We start from the raw sequence: 16,857 nt of genomic DNA, 5'->3' as shown, positions 1-16,857 counted from the left end.
TTGATGCCCTCGAAACCCGCTCAGACGCCGTTATGCGGCATGCTGATTTGGGTCTGCCAATGCTGTTGTTTTGATGTCGAATGGGTTGCTTTTCAGGGAGATCAGCCGACGTAAGTGGCCAATCACCTGTTTACCCGTGATAAAACGCGTGCACTCGTACTGCCGGTCCGTGCCTTTGTGGCGCGGACACCAGAAATAGTCCTGATGATCAAAATTAAGCCGCACGTCATCCCAGCAGCCGTTGCAGACGTGGGTATTGATGACGCGCCAGGGGGTATAAAACTCGCTGGCCGGCAGGCTGAAACCGCTAATCAGCACCACCGGAATGCGACAGCCCCAGGCAAGCCAGGAGAGACCGCTGCCGAGGCCGATGAAAAACTCTGCGTGTTCGAGCAGCGCCACGCGGTCGCGCAGCGGCAGGTTGCCGGTGAAATCTTCCGCACCGTGAGGGATTTTGTTCCAGACATAGCCGCGCCCGACAACACGCTCTTTGTCGATGCACAGCACGCGGTAGCCCTGCGCTTTCAGAAATTCAATCACTTCATGCCAGCCGGTGCCGTTATTCCAGAATTTGGCCTGGCTGGTGGATTGCGTGGCGATGCAGACATAGGGTTCGGCTATCTGGCGCGGCGAATGGACGCGCAGATCGGGGACGATTTCGCTCGGGTCGACGCCCAGAATGTGCCCGGCCGTACGGTGCAACCCGACGGCGCGAAAATCAAACGGTTGCTTGTCGAGATCGCCCTGGAAGAACAGCCCGACGCGCCAGGTCGCGTAAGGCAATTCCCGGTGGGTGCGGTGGTTCGCCCAGTTCTCCGGTGCGTAAAACTGCAACTGTGGGTAGACGGGCGCGAAAAGATCGATAATCGGCTGCGCCATCGTGCATTCCACCTGGCAGCCGTAAGTCTGACGAAAGCGTTCGGCATAGGGCACCCATCCCACAAGATCGCCCAGCGTGCCGGTGGGAAAGGAGATCAGCACCGGTTTGTCGCGCATATCGAGCGCGTGGTCGAGCAGCGGTTCGCTCTGCCCTTTTTTCCAGACCTGTAACCGAAACGGGACATAGTATTTCTTGGTACTAATTACCCAGCCTTCGGCGATATCACTCGCAAAAAGTATATTTCCCGTTTCGTCATCGCTTATTTCGACGCGCCAGTCACCTGCGGGGAGCAGCAGTCTGGCGCCGTCATTGAAATCGTAAAAAATGCCTTCCGGACCCTGCTGTGTGGGTATTTCCGGGGGTAAAATAAAGGCGTAGCCATTACTGGCAGATGAAGAAAGCGTCATCGCCATACCTACCTTAATTATCAGTATCAGGGTTATGCTGCTATTAAATAATTAACCCAACGTGTTTCAGACACACTTCAACTCTCGGCGCGCTGTTGCCCGAGACAGTTATTTATCCGACATCTTTCCCGTTCCTTGAGCCATCTTAAAGCTGGTTTTAGTGTAGCTACATCGTTACTTATTGCAAATTTTTACCAAATATAAAAATCCTTTAAAATCAAATATATGAAAAAATGTCACTCTGAGTGACTTTTCACTAAAGCTAAACTTTACAAGCATTTAGCTCTGCTATAGAGACACTCTTTTAGGATTATCCTTACCTTGCAATACGCAGATCAGGCTATTTTCGGGTAGGGAGAATATATTAACCGGGCGACAAGCCAGGCGCTAAAAACATATTCTTTGAAGGATTTCAATAGGACAAACGGAAGCTATAGGCTTTTTCTTAAGACAGATATTAGTAGGGATTGGTTACTGACAGCAATTAATTAATGAATAAAAAATAAACACCCACGACTGAAACCTTATGTGAATAATGATTTTTAGGACTAATACATAAACGATAATAGATATTCCGAAACGTTTTGGGCTGATGAATATATTTTGAGCGTGTTGTTTTATTATTGCGAGCGCATTCACAAGACAGTTGTACAATAACGACGCGCCTATAACGTTTTGTCATCCTTCCTTAACGGGTAAGTAACAGAAACGAAGCGGTGGCAGCTTTTCCATTATGAAACAGCGTTTTTAATTCCTTTCTGTCCTGGTGGAAGCTATAATGCGGGCATTCTAACTTGAATGGTTTCAGCACATTGGATATCGCCTTTACCGTCGAACAATCGCTCACTCGCCGCCTGGCTGAACCACAAGCACACTTTCTCCTGCACGCTTTTTTGATGTCACCTATCCTTAGGCTGTGGCATCACAACTTTCGCAACACAAGTTTACCCAAACGGCAGAGTACGCCGCAGGGCATGATTTCCATATCCTTCAACTAAAGATTAAGACTGTCATGAAAAAGACGAAAATTGTTTGCACCATCGGCCCGAAAACCGAATCCGAAGAAATGCTGACCAAAATGCTCGACGCGGGCATGAACGTGATGCGCCTTAACTTCTCCCACGGCGATTACGAAGAACACGGTCAGCGCATCAAAAACCTGCGCAATGTTCTCGCGAAAACCGGCAAGCAAGCCGCCATTCTGCTGGACACGAAAGGCCCGGAAATCCGCACCATCAAACTGGAAGGCGGCAACGATGTCTCCCTGAAAGCGGGCCAGACCTTTACCTTTACCACCGACAAATCCGTTGTCGGCAACAGCGAAATCGTTGCGGTGACCTACGAAGGCTTCACCAAAGACCTTTCCGTCGGCAACACCGTGCTGGTGGATGACGGCCTGATCGGCATGGAAGTCACAGCCATCGAAGGCAACAAAGTCATCTGTAAAGTGCTGAACAACGGCGATCTGGGTGAAAACAAAGGCGTTAACCTGCCGGGCGTTTCCATCGCGCTGCCGGCACTGGCTGAAAAAGACAAGAAAGACCTGATTTTCGGCTGCGAGCAGGGCGTCGACTTTGTGGCGGCCTCCTTTATTCGTAAACGCTCTGACGTCGAAGAAATTCGCCAGCACCTGAAAGCGCACGGCGGCGAGCACATCCAGATCATCTCCAAAATCGAAAACCAGGAAGGCCTGAACAACTTCGACGATATCCTCGAAGCGTCTGACGGCATCATGGTCGCGCGTGGCGACCTGGGCGTGGAAATCCCGGTAGAAGAAGTGATCTTCGCGCAGAAGATGATGATCGAAAAATGTATCCGCGCGCGTAAAGTCGTTATCACCGCAACGCAGATGCTGGATTCCATGATTAAGAACCCGCGTCCGACCCGCGCTGAAGCAGGCGACGTGGCGAACGCCATTCTCGACGGCACCGATGCTGTGATGCTGTCCGGCGAATCCGCGAAAGGCAAATACCCGCTGGAAGCGGTAACCATCATGGCGACCATCTGCGAGCGTACCGACCGCGTGATGACCAGCCGTCTGGAGTTTAACAACGACAGCCGTAAACTGCGTATCACTGAAGCCGTCTGCCGCGGTGCGGTAGAAACGGCCGAGAAGCTGGAAGCGCCGCTGATCGTGGTGGCGACCGAAGGCGGTAAATCCGCGAAATCCGTTCGTAAATACTTCCCGGACGCGACTATCCTCGCGCTGACCACCAACGAATTGACCGCGCGTCAGCTGGTGCTGAGCAAAGGTGTGGTGCCGCAACTGGTGAAAGAGATCTCTTCTACGGATGATTTCTATCGTCTGGGTAAAGATGCCGCACTGGAAAGTGGTCTCGCGAAGAAAGGCGATGTGGTGGTAATGGTCTCTGGCGCACTGGTACCGAGCGGTACGACCAATACCGCGTCTGTACACGTCCTGTAATAATATCCACCTATTTTTATGTATGATTAAAAAAGGCGCCGCGAGGCGCCTTTTAATTTGGCTTAAATAGACGCTGTGAATAAAAAAGCAAATCGGATTTCACTATTTAAGATTGTTTTTTTCTAAGATGAATCCGATGAAAGTTAGCTGTTTTCCCTCAATTTTTTTAATGATCCGCGTAAGGTCGATGCTTCTTTGAGCGAACGATCAAAATTAAGCGTATTCCCATCAAAAAAATATTCTCAACCTAAAAAACTTTGTGTAATACTTGTAACGCTACATGGAGATTAACTCAATCTAGAGGGTATTAATAATGAATCGTACTAAACTGGTACTGGGCGCGGTAATCCTGGGTTCTACTCTGCTGGCTGGTTGCTCCAGCAACGCTAAAATCGATCAGCTGTCTTCTGACGTTCAGACTCTGAACGCTAAAGTTGACCAGCTGAGCAACGACGTGAACGCAATGCGTTCCGACGTTCAGGCTGCTAAAGACGACGCAGCTCGCGCTAACCAGCGTCTGGACAACATGGCTACTAAATACCGTAAGTAATAGTACCGTGTGAAAGAAAAATGGCGCACATTGTGCGCCATTTTTTTTGCCTGTCTCCAGCCCTCTCGCCTCTTCTGTTTTTACGCTCTGCACTGATAACCAAAACCCGACGCCATAAACTTCCGTATCACCGGGATGCAGCCATACACGATCACTGAATCGTTACGCGCCCTGCTGTGGGTTCTGCCGCGTCAGAGAGTGTCTCACCGCCTGACGGCATCACAGCCGCTTTCACGCTCTGTATCGTCGTCACGGGCGCAGGCGTCGTGCTGTGTGCATCCACCTGAACGGGATAGCCCGCCCTGCGCGTCAGCGCGTTATCCACCGCCACCGCGTCGGTGCCCGCGTCGTCAATAAACTGTCCGAAAGCGGCGTTAATCGCCACGGGCATCGTCTGCGGATTGTCGGCATCACTGCGCGAGAGCGGCTGGTGCACTTCCACATAGCGTCTGCCGTCCGGCTCCGTGGAATATTTCACCGGTTCATTGATGATTTGCACCCGCGTGCCCCACGCCACCTGGGTAAACAGCGATTTGATATCGGCGGCGCGCATACGGATACAACCTGAACTTGCGCGCAGCCCGATACTGCTGCGGGCATTGGTGCCGTGAATAAGATATTCGCCGCCACCCTGCTGTAAACGCAGCGCAAAGCGCCCTAATGGGTTATTTGGCCCGGCAGGTATCACGGCAGGCAGCGTGATGCCCTGCGCCTGCGAACGGGCGCGCATGGCGGCCGTTGGCGTCCAGGTGGGGTTTGGGATTTTCTGGATGATGCGGGTGGTCATGACCGGCGTTTCGCGCCCCGTCAGGCCGATGCCTATCGGATAGACTTCCACGCGGTTCTCGCCTGGCGGATAGTAGTAAAGACGCAGCTCAGCGAGATTAACCACTATCCCCTCGCGCGGCGTGTCGGGCAGCAGCATTTGCGAAGGGATTGTCAGCTCGCTGCCGGGCATCGGCAGATAAGGGTCAACCGTATTATTAGCTTCCAGCAGTAACAGCACGCCGGTCTGATATCGCTCGGCGATTTTCTCAAGGCTTTGACTGTTTGCAGGAACAAGCCAGGTCTGGTTCTGGCCAATCAGGCGGCTGCCGGGCGGCGGGAGCAGGTAATCCACCGCCGACGCCTGCGTCGCGCCCATCAGCAGCAGCGCGAACAGCGGGAAGGAAAAAATCGGTTTCATAAGCACGACCTGTTTTCACCGGCGAGGCCGGAATGCAGAACATCCGCGAGGCCGCAGAGGCCACGCGTGACGAGGAAAAGCCGTGCTTTAAGATTAGCTCAGGTCGGCGGCTTTCGCGCGAATCGCGCGGATCATCGCCTCTAAGCCCTGAGAGCGGGACGGGGTGAGATGCTGGGTAAGCGACATCTCTTCAAACCACGGACGCACGTCGAAGTTTACGATGTCCTGCGCCGTCATCTGCTGGTAGAGCGCGAACACTACGGCGATAAGCCCTTTGACGATGGCGGCATCGCTGTCGCCGCGCATCTCAATCACGCCGTTCTCGCCAGGGTTCATCACAATCCAGACCTGGCTCTGGCAGCCCTGGATGCGGTGCGCGGGCGTGCGTTCGGCGTCATCAAGCGGTGCCAGGCGCTGCCCCAGCTCAATGATATACAGATATTTTTCTTCCCAGTTGGCGCAGCGGTTGAAGTTACGCAGCAGTTTTTCTTTTTCCGGCAAACCAGCCATTCTCGCTCCTTTTAGCCTAACAAACGATGAATGCGGATAAGCCCGGCCACCAGCCGGTCCACTTCATCTTCGGTATTGTACATCGCGAGCGACGCCCGACACATCGCAGGCACGCCGTAGAACTCCATCAGCGGCATCGCGCAGTGATGGCCGGTGCGTACCGCAATACCGTAATTATCGAGAAAACTGCCCACATCATAGGCGTGGTGCTTGCCAAGATTAAACGCGATAACGCCAAGGCGCTCTGCCGGGCCGTAAATCTGTAAGTCCGGCACCGCCTGCAGCTCGCGCAGCGCGTACGCCATCAGCGTGCGCTCGTAATCGTGAATATTCTCAAGGCCGATGGCGTCGACATAATCCATCGCCGCGCCAAGGGCGATAATGCCGCCCGTGTTCGGCGTTCCGGCTTCAAACCGCCACGGCGCTGCCGCCCAGGTGGTGCCTTCGGTCAGGCTGACGGTCGCAATCATCGCCCCGCCCCCCTCCCACGGCGGCATCGCCTGGAGAATCTCTTCTTTAGCGTACAGAATGCCGATCCCGGTCGGCCCGTAAAGCTTATGGCCGGAAAAGAGGTAGAAATCGCAGTCCAGCGCCTGTACGTCTACTTTGTGGTGCATCACCGCCTGCGCGCCGTCCACCAGCACTTTGACGCCCGCCTGGTGCGCCGTCGCGATAATGTCCGCGATCGGGTTTTCAGTGCCGAGCACGTTAGAGACGTGCGTCACCGCCAGCAGGCGGGTGCGCTCATCCATCAGCGACGGCAGTTTATCGAGCTGTAGCGTGCCGTCCTGGTTAATCGGCAACACGCGAAGCTCAGCGCCGGTACGCGCGCAGAGCATCTGCCACGGCACGATATTGGCGTGATGCTCCATCGCCGTGACGATCAGGTTATCGCCCGCGTGCAGCTGGCTGTTGCCCCAGCTGTTCGCCACCAGGTTTATTCCCTCGGTAGTGCCGCGCACAAACACAATCTCTTCCGGCAGACGCGCGTTAATGAACTGCGCCGCGCGGGTGCGCACAGCTTCCATACGCTGGGTCGCGTCTGCGCTCAGGGTATGGATACCGCGATGCACCGCCGCGTAGCCGTGGCGGTAGAACTCCGCCTCAGCCTCAATCACCGCCGTCGGCTTCTGCGCGCTGGCGGCGCTGTCGAGATAGGCCAGCGGCTGGCCGTTGACCTCACGCGACAGTACCGGGAAATCGCTGCGGATCTGCTGTAGAGAAAAACTCATGCCTCTCCCCCTGCAAAGCGCTGGCCGATACGCGCCAGCACCTGCTGTTTAAGCGCCTCGTCGTGGATGCTTTCGGTCAGCTCCGCGGCAAAGGCGTAAATGATCATCTGCTGCGCCGCCTGTTCGTTGATACCGCGCGAGCGCAGATAGAACATCTGTTCGTCGTCGATGCGGCCTACGGTAGCGCCGTGGCTGCATTTCACGTCATCGGCGTAGATTTCCAGCTGCGGTTTGGTGTCCACTTCCGCCAGCCTGCCAAGCAGCAGGTTGTTGTTGGTCATCTGGCCGTCGGTTTTAATGGCGTGCTGCGCCACTTTAATCAGCCCGTTAAATACCGCGCGGCCTTTGTCGCGCACGATGGTTTTATGCAGCTGGCGGCTGTTGCAGTAGCCTTTGTTATGCTCAAGCCAGGTGCGGGTGTCGCACACCTCGTTATTCACCGGCAGCGCCAGGCTATTCACGCGAAGCGTAATATTTTCGCCGTTGAGCTGCGTGCTGGTGTTGTGGCGCAACACGCCCGCGCCCAGCAGATAGCTGCTGCTGGCGGCATGGGCATCCTGCGACACGATTAAATCGTTATGCGCGAAGTGCCAGCTCACCGGGTTTTCAAACGCGAGCTTATAGTGATTAAGCTGCGCGTTAGCGCCCACCTGCATGGTCAGGCGCGCGCCGGTGAAGTGCGGCTTTTCGTCACGGCTGACGTAATGCTCGATAACCGTCGCCTGCGCGCCTTCGGCAAGCTCCAGATGATGACGATAATGCACGGTGTTGATTTCATCGCCCGCACGGCCCGCGCTTATGTGCATCAACAGAAGCGCTTTTGACGGCTGCTGGTTACGCGCCACGTGGATATGCGTCACGCTCTGCGCCAGGCTTTCGGTCAGGTGTAAAAACGCCTCCGGCTGCACCGGCGTGGTCAGCCCGCGGCGGCTGTCGTTCACGCTTATCTCAAAGCCGCTGTTGTCCGTCGCGTCGCTCAGTTCCGGCGCGAAGCGGCCATCGATAAACACCAGGCGCAGCGCGTCAACGGGCAGCGCCAGCGCGCTCAGTGCTTCCTGGCTCAGCGCCTCGGCAACCGGTGCCACGAAATCGTGTTTCAGTAGGCCGTCGAGCGGCGTGTATTTCCAGTCTTCATGTTTACGGGTCGGAAGGCCGAGGCGCAGCAGTTGTTGCAGATGCTCGCGCGCCTCTTCCGAGCGCTCCCCGCCCTGCGCTTCAAACAGGCGATGCCACTGTTGCAGCGCGTTACTGCTGTTCGGTAAGCCAGCCATAGCCCTGCTCCTCCAGCTGTTTGACCAGAGAGAAGTCGCCAGACTTCACAATGCGCCCCTGGTAGAGTACATGGACGAAATCGGGCTTGATGTAGTCCAGAATGCGCTGATAGTGGGTGACGATGATGAATGAACGCTTACCGTCGCGCAGCGCGTTCACGCCTTCGGAGACGATTTTCAGGGCGTCGATATCCAGGCCCGAGTCGGTTTCATCGAGAATACACAGGTCTGGCTCCAGCACGGCCATTTGCAGAATGTCGTTACGCTTTTTCTCACCGCCGGAGAAACCCACATTAACGGAACGGGTCAGCAAGTCTTCCGGCATTTGCAGCAGCTTGATTTTCTCTTCCATCAGATCCTGGAAATCGAAACGATCAAGCTCTTCCTGGCCGCGGTATTCGCGTACCGCATTCAGCGCGGTTTGCAGGAAGAACTGGTTACTGACGCCCGGAATTTCTACCGGATACTGAAACGCCATAAAGATGCCTTCGCCTGCGCGCTCTTCCGGTGACAGCTCCAGCAGATCTTTGCCTTTGAAACGCACTTCGCCGCCAGTGATTTCATAATCTTCGCGCCCGGCAAGCGTTGCGGAAAGCGTACTTTTGCCGGAGCCGTTCGGCCCCATGATGGCGTGTACTTCCCCTGGTTTTATTTCAAGGTTCAAACCGCGCAGGATCGCCTTCTCTTCCACACTGACCTGTAAATCTTTGATGCTTAACATGTCTTATCCTTTTTCTTACCTTAGCCGACGCTGTGCTCAAGGCTAATGGCTAATAATTTTTGCGCTTCGACCGCGAATTCCAGCGGCAGCTCTGAGAAGACATCCTTACAGAAGCCGTTAACGATCATGGAGATAGCGTCTTCTTCGCTGATCCCGCGCTGCAGGCAGTAGAAGAGCTGGTCTTCGCCGATACGCGACGTAGTAGCCTCGTGCTCAAGCTGGGCGCTGTTGTTGCGGCACTCGACATACGGGAAGGTGTGCGCGCCGCAGTCCGGGCCAATCAGCATCGAGTCGCACTGCGTGAAGTTACGGGCGTTGGTGGCGGTCGGCATGATTTTTACCAGCCCGCGGTAGCTGTTCTGACTTTTCCCGGCGGAGATGCCTTTGGAGATGATCGTCGATTTGGTGTTTTTACCGATGTGGATCATCTTGGTGCCGGTATCCGCCTGCTGATGGCCGCTGGTCAGCGCCACCGAGTAGAACTCGCCGATGGAGTTGTCGCCGCGCAGGATGACGCTCGGGTATTTCCAGGTGATGGCCGAACCGGTTTCCGACTGCGTCCAGGACATCTTGCTGTTTTCGCCTTCGCACAGCGCGCGCTTGGTCACGAAGTTCAGGATGCCGCCGGTGTTGTTATCGCCGGGGAACCAGTTCTGCACCGTTGAATATTTCACTTCGGCGTCTTTATGGATGATGACTTCCACCACCGCCGCGTGAAGCTGGTAACTGTCGCGCACCGGCGCGGAACAGCCTTCGATATAGCTCACGTAGCTGCCTTCATCCGCCACCAGAATGGTGCGTTCGAACTGGCCGGTTTTCTCGGCGTTGATACGAAAATAGGTGGAGAGCTCCATCGGGCAGCGCACGCCTTTCGGCACGTAGATAAAGGTGCCGTCGGAGGCGACCGCCGCGTTCAGCGCGGCGAAGAAGTTATCGTTCGACGGCACGACGGTGCCGATGTATTTCTTCACCAGCTCCGGGTGATCGTGGATAGCCTCGCCGAACGAGCAGAAGATAATGCCCTGCTCCGCCAGTTTGTCGCGGTAAGTGGTGGCGACGGAGACGGAGTCAAAAATGGCATCCACCGCCACTTCCCGGCCTTCACGCACCGGTACGCCGAGCTGGTTAAACGCTTCTTCCACTTCCTGCGTCAGGTAGCTGTTATTGTTGCCGCCCGGCTGCTGCACCGCGCCCGGCTGTGACGCGCAGGCGTCGTCGCAATGACCGCAGGAGGGGGCAGAATAGTAGCTGTAGTCCTGATAATTCAGTTTGTCGTAATGCGCATGCAGCCAGTGCGGCTCTTCCATCTCAAGCCAGGCGCGGTACGCGCTCAGGCGAAATTCAAGCATCCACTCAGGCTCGTTGCGTTTGGCTGAAATGGCGCGCACCACCTCTTCGCTGATGCCGTGCGCCAGTTCATCGGTCTGAAGCCGGGTAAAGAAGCCCTCTTTATAGTTCAGGGGGCCGCTCCAGGTGTTCACATCGTCAGTTGCTTCACTGTTACGGGACATAATTACTCCGCCTGGACCCCAAAACTTTCTCCGCAGCCGCACGCGTGCTGCGCTTTAGGGTTATTGAATTTGAAAATCTGATTTAAGCCTTCGCGCACGTAATCCACTTCGGTGCCGTCGATAAACGGCATCGCCTGAAGCGGAACATAAAGCCGCGCGCCATCGGTCTCGAACACGAGGTCTTCGTCTTTCGGCTCGCTGACGGTGTCCAGCACATAGCCAAACCCGGCGCAGCCGCTCTGTTTAACGCTAAGACGCACCCCCAGCAGACCCGGCTTCTGCGCCATTAAGTCGCGAATATGTCTGGCCGCGTCTGGGGTCATCGTCAGGCCCTGCCAGTTAAACTCAGCGGGGTTGAACGTACCGGTTTGTGATTCCATAGGTCTGCCTCCTGGAGTGAGTGCCTTTCGGGCGATAACGCTATGTTAGTGGTAATAATTCTCACTTCAACCTCTGCGCATCAGGGGTATTACCCTAAACGGCACTTTTTGAACACTTTCATTAAGCATAGACCCTCTCTGCGAGCGTGCAGCGGGCAAAAATGGCGAGAAAATATTTTTATTTATCAATAAATTAACAAGCGAGACGAAGAGATTAAGCGGCAGCGTGAGCGCCTGAGGAAAAGATGTATCGTTTATACCTATTTATGCTATAGATTCCTTGGGCAACGATAAATCAAACACTTATTTTTTCTGCGGACTGAAGAGTGTGGCGGACAAGCATGAACGTATGCGGACACTATTTCGCCTCAAACGTTCTCCTCAAAACGCGCCCAGGGGCGATTTTTGCCCGCAAATTTACTCCAAAGGCATAGCTGCCCCAAAATTCGCTTTTAAGCGTACATCTGCCTGTCACGCGCTTTTATCTCCTCAATACCCCGTGAAGGATATTTATCGGTTTATATCAGCCATGACTGCACATTGTGGAACACGTATTGTCTGCACAATGTCATTGAAGCGTTTTAACGAGCACATTCCCTCAGCATTTTTATCCTGACAGGAGGGCAACGGAAGCACAATTTTGTTTGGTAAAGAGGAGGATGATGAAGCCTTAAACTCTCGCATCTGTTGAAGGGTCTGATAAACAAAAGAAATTTGGATCCAGTCAGTATTATCACTTACTCGCTTCCATCTTTCAAAAACCAGCTCCCCGCCTGGAGGCGTATTATCAGGCTGACCGGGTAAAGACCAGTTAAGATCAAATACCCCACTGAGATTGGCAATATTAGTGTCATGCCCCGCAATAAATAATAAAGAGACGGGCAATTTAATACCGTAAGGATTTTCTGTTGCCCCATTGCTGATTAATGCCCGGCTTATCAAATCGAGCAGTGGAGTCGCTCTGGTACGTGCAACTTCAGGCGTTCTTTGCAAAAGGTCGAACTGAGCATTATGCAGACGTAATAATTCTGTCCATTGTTTCTCGCCGTGAATCCGCCCCCATGCGACCTCTGGCATTCCCTGCGCCTCTTGCAACAGAAATATTTCAGTCAGCGTGGAAGACAGGCTCCATGCGCCGGATAATGAGACGTTATCTGGCGAAACGCTGAGTTCTGAAGGTAAGACTCCCGTGAGCGTGCAGCCCGGCTGACGTGGTGATTTGCATGCTGCTGACTGTGAGAAATTGAGCACCTGTTCCAGAGTACGGAATGCAGAGTCATAACGCTGTGTGTACCGTTCAATATTTCCTTCCGCCCGTGTCAGAATCGCTTCCCTGGTCTTTGATACATTAAACGAGCACACACCCGTTTTTACTGGATTAAACAGAGGATCTTTTTTATCGACCTTTTTTTGATAATGAACTTTATTTTGACATCCCGGCGCAAATCCAGCCAGAAATGCCTCACCGGTTTTACGCGTGCGCTGATCGGTATCTGCAATAACGGCCACCTGATCGGGTGAAGGACATCCGTGACTTTCCAGAACCCCTTTATCGATGAGTACGCTCTTTTGGTATCGTCCCAATTCGCTGACAAGCTCGCCGCCCCTGGGCGTCAACCAGCCGAGCGGAACATCCCATTGAGGCCAGGGGTAAGGTGTGATTTCCTGCATTAACGGCGTAAACTTTGTTGGCGCTCTGACTCCGTGGCGACTGACTATCACTACGCGTTCAAGCTTCATTTTATCAGCCCCTTGCGCATGTAACGGGAAAACACCAGGCATGAAAATAAAAATGAAGAGGAATAAATGAAGAAATAGCGTTTTCATTGTCAGCCAACCTTACAGTTAATGAACCATAAATCGCTAAAACAGGCATTCTTTGCTTGTTATTTTATCACAGCAGAACACCTGACACGCCACTTTTCCAGTGGACCTCCTTGCATAAGAGAGTGAGATCATTACCTGCGCCGCTATTATTCACCACTTTAAACAATCGCAAGCATGGATTATTTCAGGTTAAATACTCACCTGTTCCTCTGACAAAATCGGTGCGTGTGTGATTTAACTGATGAGGTGATGACTTTTTATAGAAATAAAAAGGTGAAATAAGATGTTTAATAGAGTTTCACTATAAAAATGAAATCTACAGGCCACAATCAAAAGTAATAACAGTGAAAGCGCTGGGCAAATCAGAAAAATCGGCAAACTGGCTAGGAAATATTGAAAAAAAAGCGCCATCACTGGCGCTTTTTTATGCCGGTGCGAAATCTACACCACCGCTGTCGTCAGCCGTGATGAACAGCAGAGGCGCTCCTGCTCGTCGAAGATCTCTATCTGCCACACCTGATGACGCCGCCCGACATGCACCGCGCGGCAGACGCCGCGGACGCGGCCGCTGCGCACGCTGCGCAGGTGATTGGCGTTAACCTCAAGCCCGACGACGTTCTGCTCGCCCTCGGTGCAGAGATAACCCGCCACCGAGCCGAGCGTTTCCGCCAGCACCACCGACGCGCCGCCGTGCAGCAGCCCGAACGGCTGATGCGTGCGGTGGTCCACCGGCATGGTGGCTTCAATCTCACGCTCATCGAGCCGGGTAAAACGGATATCGAGCAGCCCGACCATATTATTCGCGCCCATGGCGTTGAGCGCCTCAAGCGTCGCGGTACGTTGCCAGATCATACAATCATCCCCAGAAGCGCCTGTAGTGGATGGCGCACGCCGCTGCCCTCGATGCGTTTCACCTGGCTGCGGCACGAATAGCCCGTAGCGAGGCAGCGCGTGCGCGGCAGTCGCTGCATCGCCTGGTGCCACGACAGCTCATAGATACCGAGTGAGTTAGCGTGGTTTTTCACCTCATGTCCGTAGGTGCCCGCCATGCCGCAGCAGCCGACGTTCACGCCTTCAAGCTTCGCGCCGAATTTGGCGAAAATCGCGGCCCACTGCCCGGCAGTGCCCGGCAGCGCGGTCACTTCCGTACAGTGGCCAAAGAGATACCACGGCTCACCACCGACCGGCGAGGCCGGACGATCCGCCAGCGCCGTGGTGAGCCACTCATGCACCAGCTGCACGTGAAACTCGCCGCGCGTCTCGCCAAGCGTCTGCTTATATTCATCGCGATAGCACAGCACCAGCGCCGGATCGACGCCCACCATCGGCATGCCGAGCGCCGCGACGCGGTTTAAGAAATCAGCCGTTTTGCGCGCGGTGCGGGCGAAACGCTGGAGAAAGCCTTTGATGTGCTGCGCTTTGCCGTTCGGCGAGAACGGCAAGACCACCGGCTGGAAGCCGAGCTTTTCGCACAGCCGCACGAAATCGGCCACCACCTGCGCGTCGTAATAGCTGGTGAACGGATCCTGCACCACCAGCACGGTGCGCGCTTTTTCGGCTTCGGTGAGGCGTTCCAGCTCTTCAAGCGTCATGCCCGCGCTGCGATGCCCCACCAGTTGCTGTTGCAGCGTCGGCGTAGAGAGCAGCGGCAGGTCGACCATGCCGATATGCCGTTTTGAAAGTGAGCGCACCCACGGCTGGCTCATAAAGAAGTTAAAGGTTTTCGGCGCGCGGGCCATCAGCGGCGCGTAGCTTTCCACCGTGGCAATCAGGTGGTCGCGCACCGGGCGTAGATAGCGCGTGTGGTAAAGCTGCAAAAAGCGCGACCGGAACTCCGGCACGTCGATTTTAATCGGGCACTGGGTGGAGCAGGCTTTACAGGCGAGACAGCCGCTCATCGCCTCTTTCACCTCGTGCGAGAAGTCATATTCACCGCGTTCGGCGTGCCAGCTATTGCGGGTGCGCTCAATGAGCGAGCGCAGACTGGCGCGCTTTTGCGGCAGCGCTTTTTCGAGCGCCAGCGGGTCAACGCCACGGTCGGAGAGCAGCCGCAGCCACTCGCGCACCAGCGTCGCGCGCCCTTTCGGCGAGTGAATGCGATTGCTGGTGATTTTCATCGACGGGCACATCGGGCTTTTCACATCAAAATTGAAACACAGGCCATTACCGTTGCACTCCATCGCGCCGCGCCAGGAGATGCGCACCGCGAGCGGGATCTGACGGTCAAACGTGCCGCGTTTCACCGCATCCACCTTCATCATCGGCGCGTCGAGGCCGTATGGCGCACAGATTTTACCGGGGTTCAGGCGGTTGTCCGGGTCGAACGCCGCCTTGATGCGTCGCAATTCGTCATACAGCGTTTCGCCAAAAAACGCCGGGCTATATTCCGCACGAAAGCCTTTGCCGTGCTCGCCCCACAACAGGCCACCGTAGCGAGCGGTAAGCGCCACAACCTCATCAGAGATGCGCTTCATCAGGACTTCCTGTTGCGGATCGCACATATCCAGCGCCGGACGCACGTGCAGCACACCCGCGTCCACATGGCCAAACATGCCATAGCTCAGCCCGTGACCATCCAGCAGCGCGCGGAACTCGGCGATGTAATCCGCCAGATGCTCCGGCGGCACGCAGGTGTCTTCCGCAAACGGAATCGGCTTGGCGAGCCCTTTGGCGTTACCGAGCAGCCCGACCGCTTTTTTACGCATCGCGTAGATACGCTCGACGCCCGCGAGATCCCGGCAGACCTGCCAGCCAATGATGCCGCCCTGCTCCTGCGCCATAAACTCATCGAGCCGCGCGCACAGCGCTTCAACGCGCTGGTCAATCAGCGCTTCGTCATCGCCCGCGAACTCCACGATATTAAGACCGAGCATCGTTTTATCCGGCACATCGGTAATCAGCTCGCGCACCGAATGCCAGACGATATCTTCACGCGCCAGGTTCAGCACGCGGGAATCGACGGTTTCCACTGACAGCGCCTGCGCCTCGACCATAAACGGCGCGCTGCGCAGGGCAGAATCGAAAGAGTCATATTTGACGTTCACCAGGCGGCGCACTTTCGGCAGCGGCGTGATATCGAGCCTCGCTTCGGTGATAAACGCCAGCGTACCTTCCGATCCGCACAGAATACGGGTCAGGTCAAATTCTGAAAGTGAGTCGTTAAAGACGTGACGCAGGTCGTAGCCGGTGAGGAAGCGGTTGAGCTTCGGAAACTTCTCCAGAATCAGCGCGCGCTGCTCGCGGCAGCGCTCCAGTACAGTGTGGTAAACGCGCCCGAGCGTGGTCTGCGCTCGGCCCAGCTCTTCGGCAAGCGCGGTCGGCATCGCCTGGGTATCGAGGATATCGCCGCCCAGCAGCACCGCACGCACGCCAAGTACGTGATCGGACGTTTTTCCGTATACCAGCGAGCCTTGCCCTGAGGCATCGGTATTGATCATCCCGCCAAGCGTGGCGCGGTTGCTGGTGGAAAGCTCCGGCGAGAAGAAATAGCCGAAGGGCTTCAGGTATTCGTTAAGCTGATCTTTGATAACGCCCGCTTCGACGCGCACCCAACCCTGTTCCGGGTTGATTTCAATAATGCGGTTCATGTAGCGCGACATATCGACCACGATCCCCTGATTCAGGGACTGGCCGTTGGTGCCGGTGCCGCCGCCGCGCGGGGTGAAAATCAGCGATTTAAAGCGCGGTTCGGCGGCGAGACGCGCCATCAGCGCCACATCGGCGGTGGAGCGGGGGAAAATCACCGCGTCGGGAAGGAGCTGGTAGATACTGTTGTCGGTCGCCATCGTGAGGCGATCGGCGTAGTTCGTGGCGGTATCGCCGGTAAAACCCTGTTGCTCCAGTGCCTGCAAAAAATTCAGCACCACCTGTACCAGCCCGGGTGCCTGAGAAATTTGTGGGATCATGGATCCTGAACCTGCCTGACAATGAGATGTTGGAAGTTATCGTTTGCGTTGT

At 55.3% G+C, this 16,857-nt stretch carries 14 protein-coding genes; 3 read left to right on the top strand and 11 right to left on the bottom strand.

Annotation, left to right across the window (positions count from 1 at the left end):
- Positions 1 to 30: 30 nt before the first annotated feature.
- Positions 31 to 1,293: an autotransporter strand-loop-strand O-heptosyltransferase gene (locus ACUW6V_RS07685; protein ID WP_454038194.1), complete on the bottom strand. Its 1,263-nt coding sequence runs from the start codon at positions 1,291 to 1,293 to the stop codon at positions 31 to 33.
- Between the two features lie 788 nt (positions 1,294 to 2,081).
- Between ACUW6V_RS07685 and ynhH the strand changes: the two genes are divergently transcribed.
- From ynhH to lpp, 3 genes are all read left to right on the top strand, one after another.
- The gene (gene ynhH, locus ACUW6V_RS07680; RefSeq protein ID WP_419669806.1) at positions 2,082 to 2,285 is read left to right on the top strand and encodes a protein YnhH; all 204 of its coding nucleotides are present in this window, start codon (positions 2,082 to 2,084) and stop codon (positions 2,283 to 2,285) included.
- Between the two features lie 14 nt (positions 2,286 to 2,299).
- The gene (gene pykF, locus ACUW6V_RS07675; protein ID WP_007696856.1) at positions 2,300 to 3,712 is read left to right on the top strand and encodes a pyruvate kinase PykF; all 1,413 of its coding nucleotides are present in this window, start codon (positions 2,300 to 2,302) and stop codon (positions 3,710 to 3,712) included.
- A gap of 313 nt (positions 3,713 to 4,025) precedes the next feature.
- Complete coding sequence (gene lpp / locus ACUW6V_RS07670; protein ID WP_002443218.1) at positions 4,026 to 4,262, top strand: murein lipoprotein Lpp; 237 nt, start codon at positions 4,026 to 4,028, stop codon at positions 4,260 to 4,262.
- A 151-nt stretch (positions 4,263 to 4,413) separates the two neighbouring features.
- Here the strand turns inward: lpp and ldtE are convergent, their stop codons facing one another.
- From ldtE to ydiJ, 10 genes are all read right to left on the bottom strand, one after another.
- Complete coding sequence (ldtE, locus tag ACUW6V_RS07665) at positions 4,414 to 5,448, bottom strand: L,D-transpeptidase LdtE (protein ID WP_038880825.1); 1,035 nt, start codon at positions 5,446 to 5,448, stop codon at positions 4,414 to 4,416.
- A gap of 93 nt (positions 5,449 to 5,541) precedes the next feature.
- The gene (gene sufE, locus ACUW6V_RS07660) at positions 5,542 to 5,958 is read right to left on the bottom strand and encodes a cysteine desulfuration protein SufE (protein WP_007783745.1); all 417 of its coding nucleotides are present in this window, start codon (positions 5,956 to 5,958) and stop codon (positions 5,542 to 5,544) included.
- Between the two features lie 11 nt (positions 5,959 to 5,969).
- Entirely contained in the window at positions 5,970 to 7,190 is a 1,221-nt protein-coding gene (gene sufS, locus ACUW6V_RS07655) for a cysteine desulfurase SufS (protein WP_105561277.1), read from the bottom strand.
- Positions 7,187 to 8,461, bottom strand: coding sequence for a Fe-S cluster assembly protein SufD (gene sufD, locus ACUW6V_RS07650; RefSeq protein ID WP_085046456.1), 1,275 nt, complete (start codon positions 8,459 to 8,461; stop codon positions 7,187 to 7,189). The genes sufS and sufD overlap by 4 nt, the downstream gene beginning before the upstream one ends.
- Positions 8,436 to 9,182, bottom strand: a complete 747-nt coding sequence (gene sufC, locus ACUW6V_RS07645; protein ID WP_004386232.1) for a Fe-S cluster assembly ATPase SufC — start codon at positions 9,180 to 9,182, stop codon at positions 8,436 to 8,438. Before sufC ends, sufD begins: the two co-directional genes overlap by 26 nt.
- A 20-nt stretch (positions 9,183 to 9,202) precedes the next feature.
- Entirely contained in the window at positions 9,203 to 10,693 is a 1,491-nt protein-coding gene (sufB, locus tag ACUW6V_RS07640) for a Fe-S cluster assembly protein SufB (protein WP_004386233.1), read from the bottom strand.
- Positions 10,694 to 10,695: 2 nt separating this feature from the next.
- Positions 10,696 to 11,073, bottom strand: a complete 378-nt coding sequence (gene sufA / locus ACUW6V_RS07635) for a Fe-S cluster assembly scaffold SufA (protein ID WP_004386234.1) — start codon at positions 11,071 to 11,073, stop codon at positions 10,696 to 10,698.
- A 510-nt stretch (positions 11,074 to 11,583) separates the two neighbouring features.
- The gene (locus tag ACUW6V_RS07630; RefSeq protein ID WP_454038193.1) at positions 11,584 to 12,900 is read right to left on the bottom strand and encodes an AppA family phytase/histidine-type acid phosphatase; all 1,317 of its coding nucleotides are present in this window, start codon (positions 12,898 to 12,900) and stop codon (positions 11,584 to 11,586) included.
- A 441-nt stretch (positions 12,901 to 13,341) separates the two neighbouring features.
- The gene (gene menI, locus ACUW6V_RS07625; RefSeq protein ID WP_038880832.1) at positions 13,342 to 13,752 is read right to left on the bottom strand and encodes a 1,4-dihydroxy-2-naphthoyl-CoA hydrolase; all 411 of its coding nucleotides are present in this window, start codon (positions 13,750 to 13,752) and stop codon (positions 13,342 to 13,344) included.
- Positions 13,749 to 16,805 carry a D-2-hydroxyglutarate dehydrogenase YdiJ gene (ydiJ, locus tag ACUW6V_RS07620; RefSeq protein WP_454038192.1) on the bottom strand — a complete coding sequence of 1,019 codons (3,057 nt, stop codon included), beginning with the start codon at positions 16,803 to 16,805 and terminating at the stop codon, positions 13,749 to 13,751. Before ydiJ ends, menI begins: the two co-directional genes overlap by 4 nt.
- Positions 16,806 to 16,857: the final 52 nt, after the last annotated feature.

This window comes from Cronobacter sp. 153480017-3 (assembly GCF_053627815.1).
This window is presented reverse-complemented; position numbering and strand designations above follow the sequence as displayed.

What these genes read in the sequence shown, in the direction of transcription:
- ydiJ (WP_454038192.1), bottom strand. Translation starts at nt 16,805, where the DNA reads ATGATCCCACAAATTTCTCAGGCACCCGGGCTGGTACAGGTGGTGCTG.
- pykF (WP_007696856.1), top strand. Translation starts at nt 2,300, where the DNA reads ATGAAAAAGACGAAAATTGTTTGCACCATCGGCCCGAAAACCGAATCC.
- sufB (WP_004386233.1), bottom strand. Translation starts at nt 10,693, where the DNA reads ATGTCCCGTAACAGTGAAGCAACTGACGATGTGAACACCTGGAGCGGC.
- ldtE (WP_038880825.1), bottom strand. Translation starts at nt 5,448, where the DNA reads ATGAAACCGATTTTTTCCTTCCCGCTGTTCGCGCTGCTGCTGATGGGC.
- menI (WP_038880832.1), bottom strand. Translation starts at nt 13,752, where the DNA reads ATGATCTGGCAACGTACCGCGACGCTTGAGGCGCTCAACGCCATGGGC.
- sufA (WP_004386234.1), bottom strand. Translation starts at nt 11,073, where the DNA reads ATGGAATCACAAACCGGTACGTTCAACCCCGCTGAGTTTAACTGGCAG.
- sufS (WP_105561277.1), bottom strand. Translation starts at nt 7,190, where the DNA reads ATGAGTTTTTCTCTACAGCAGATCCGCAGCGATTTCCCGGTACTGTCG.
- lpp (WP_002443218.1), top strand. Translation starts at nt 4,026, where the DNA reads ATGAATCGTACTAAACTGGTACTGGGCGCGGTAATCCTGGGTTCTACT.
- sufE (WP_007783745.1), bottom strand. Translation starts at nt 5,958, where the DNA reads ATGGCTGGTTTGCCGGAAAAAGAAAAACTGCTGCGTAACTTCAACCGC.
- ACUW6V_RS07630 (WP_454038193.1), bottom strand. Translation starts at nt 12,900, where the DNA reads ATGAAAACGCTATTTCTTCATTTATTCCTCTTCATTTTTATTTTCATG.
- ACUW6V_RS07685 (WP_454038194.1), bottom strand. Translation starts at nt 1,293, where the DNA reads ATGGCGATGACGCTTTCTTCATCTGCCAGTAATGGCTACGCCTTTATT.
- sufD (WP_085046456.1), bottom strand. Translation starts at nt 8,461, where the DNA reads ATGGCTGGCTTACCGAACAGCAGTAACGCGCTGCAACAGTGGCATCGC.
- sufC (WP_004386232.1), bottom strand. Translation starts at nt 9,182, where the DNA reads ATGTTAAGCATCAAAGATTTACAGGTCAGTGTGGAAGAGAAGGCGATC.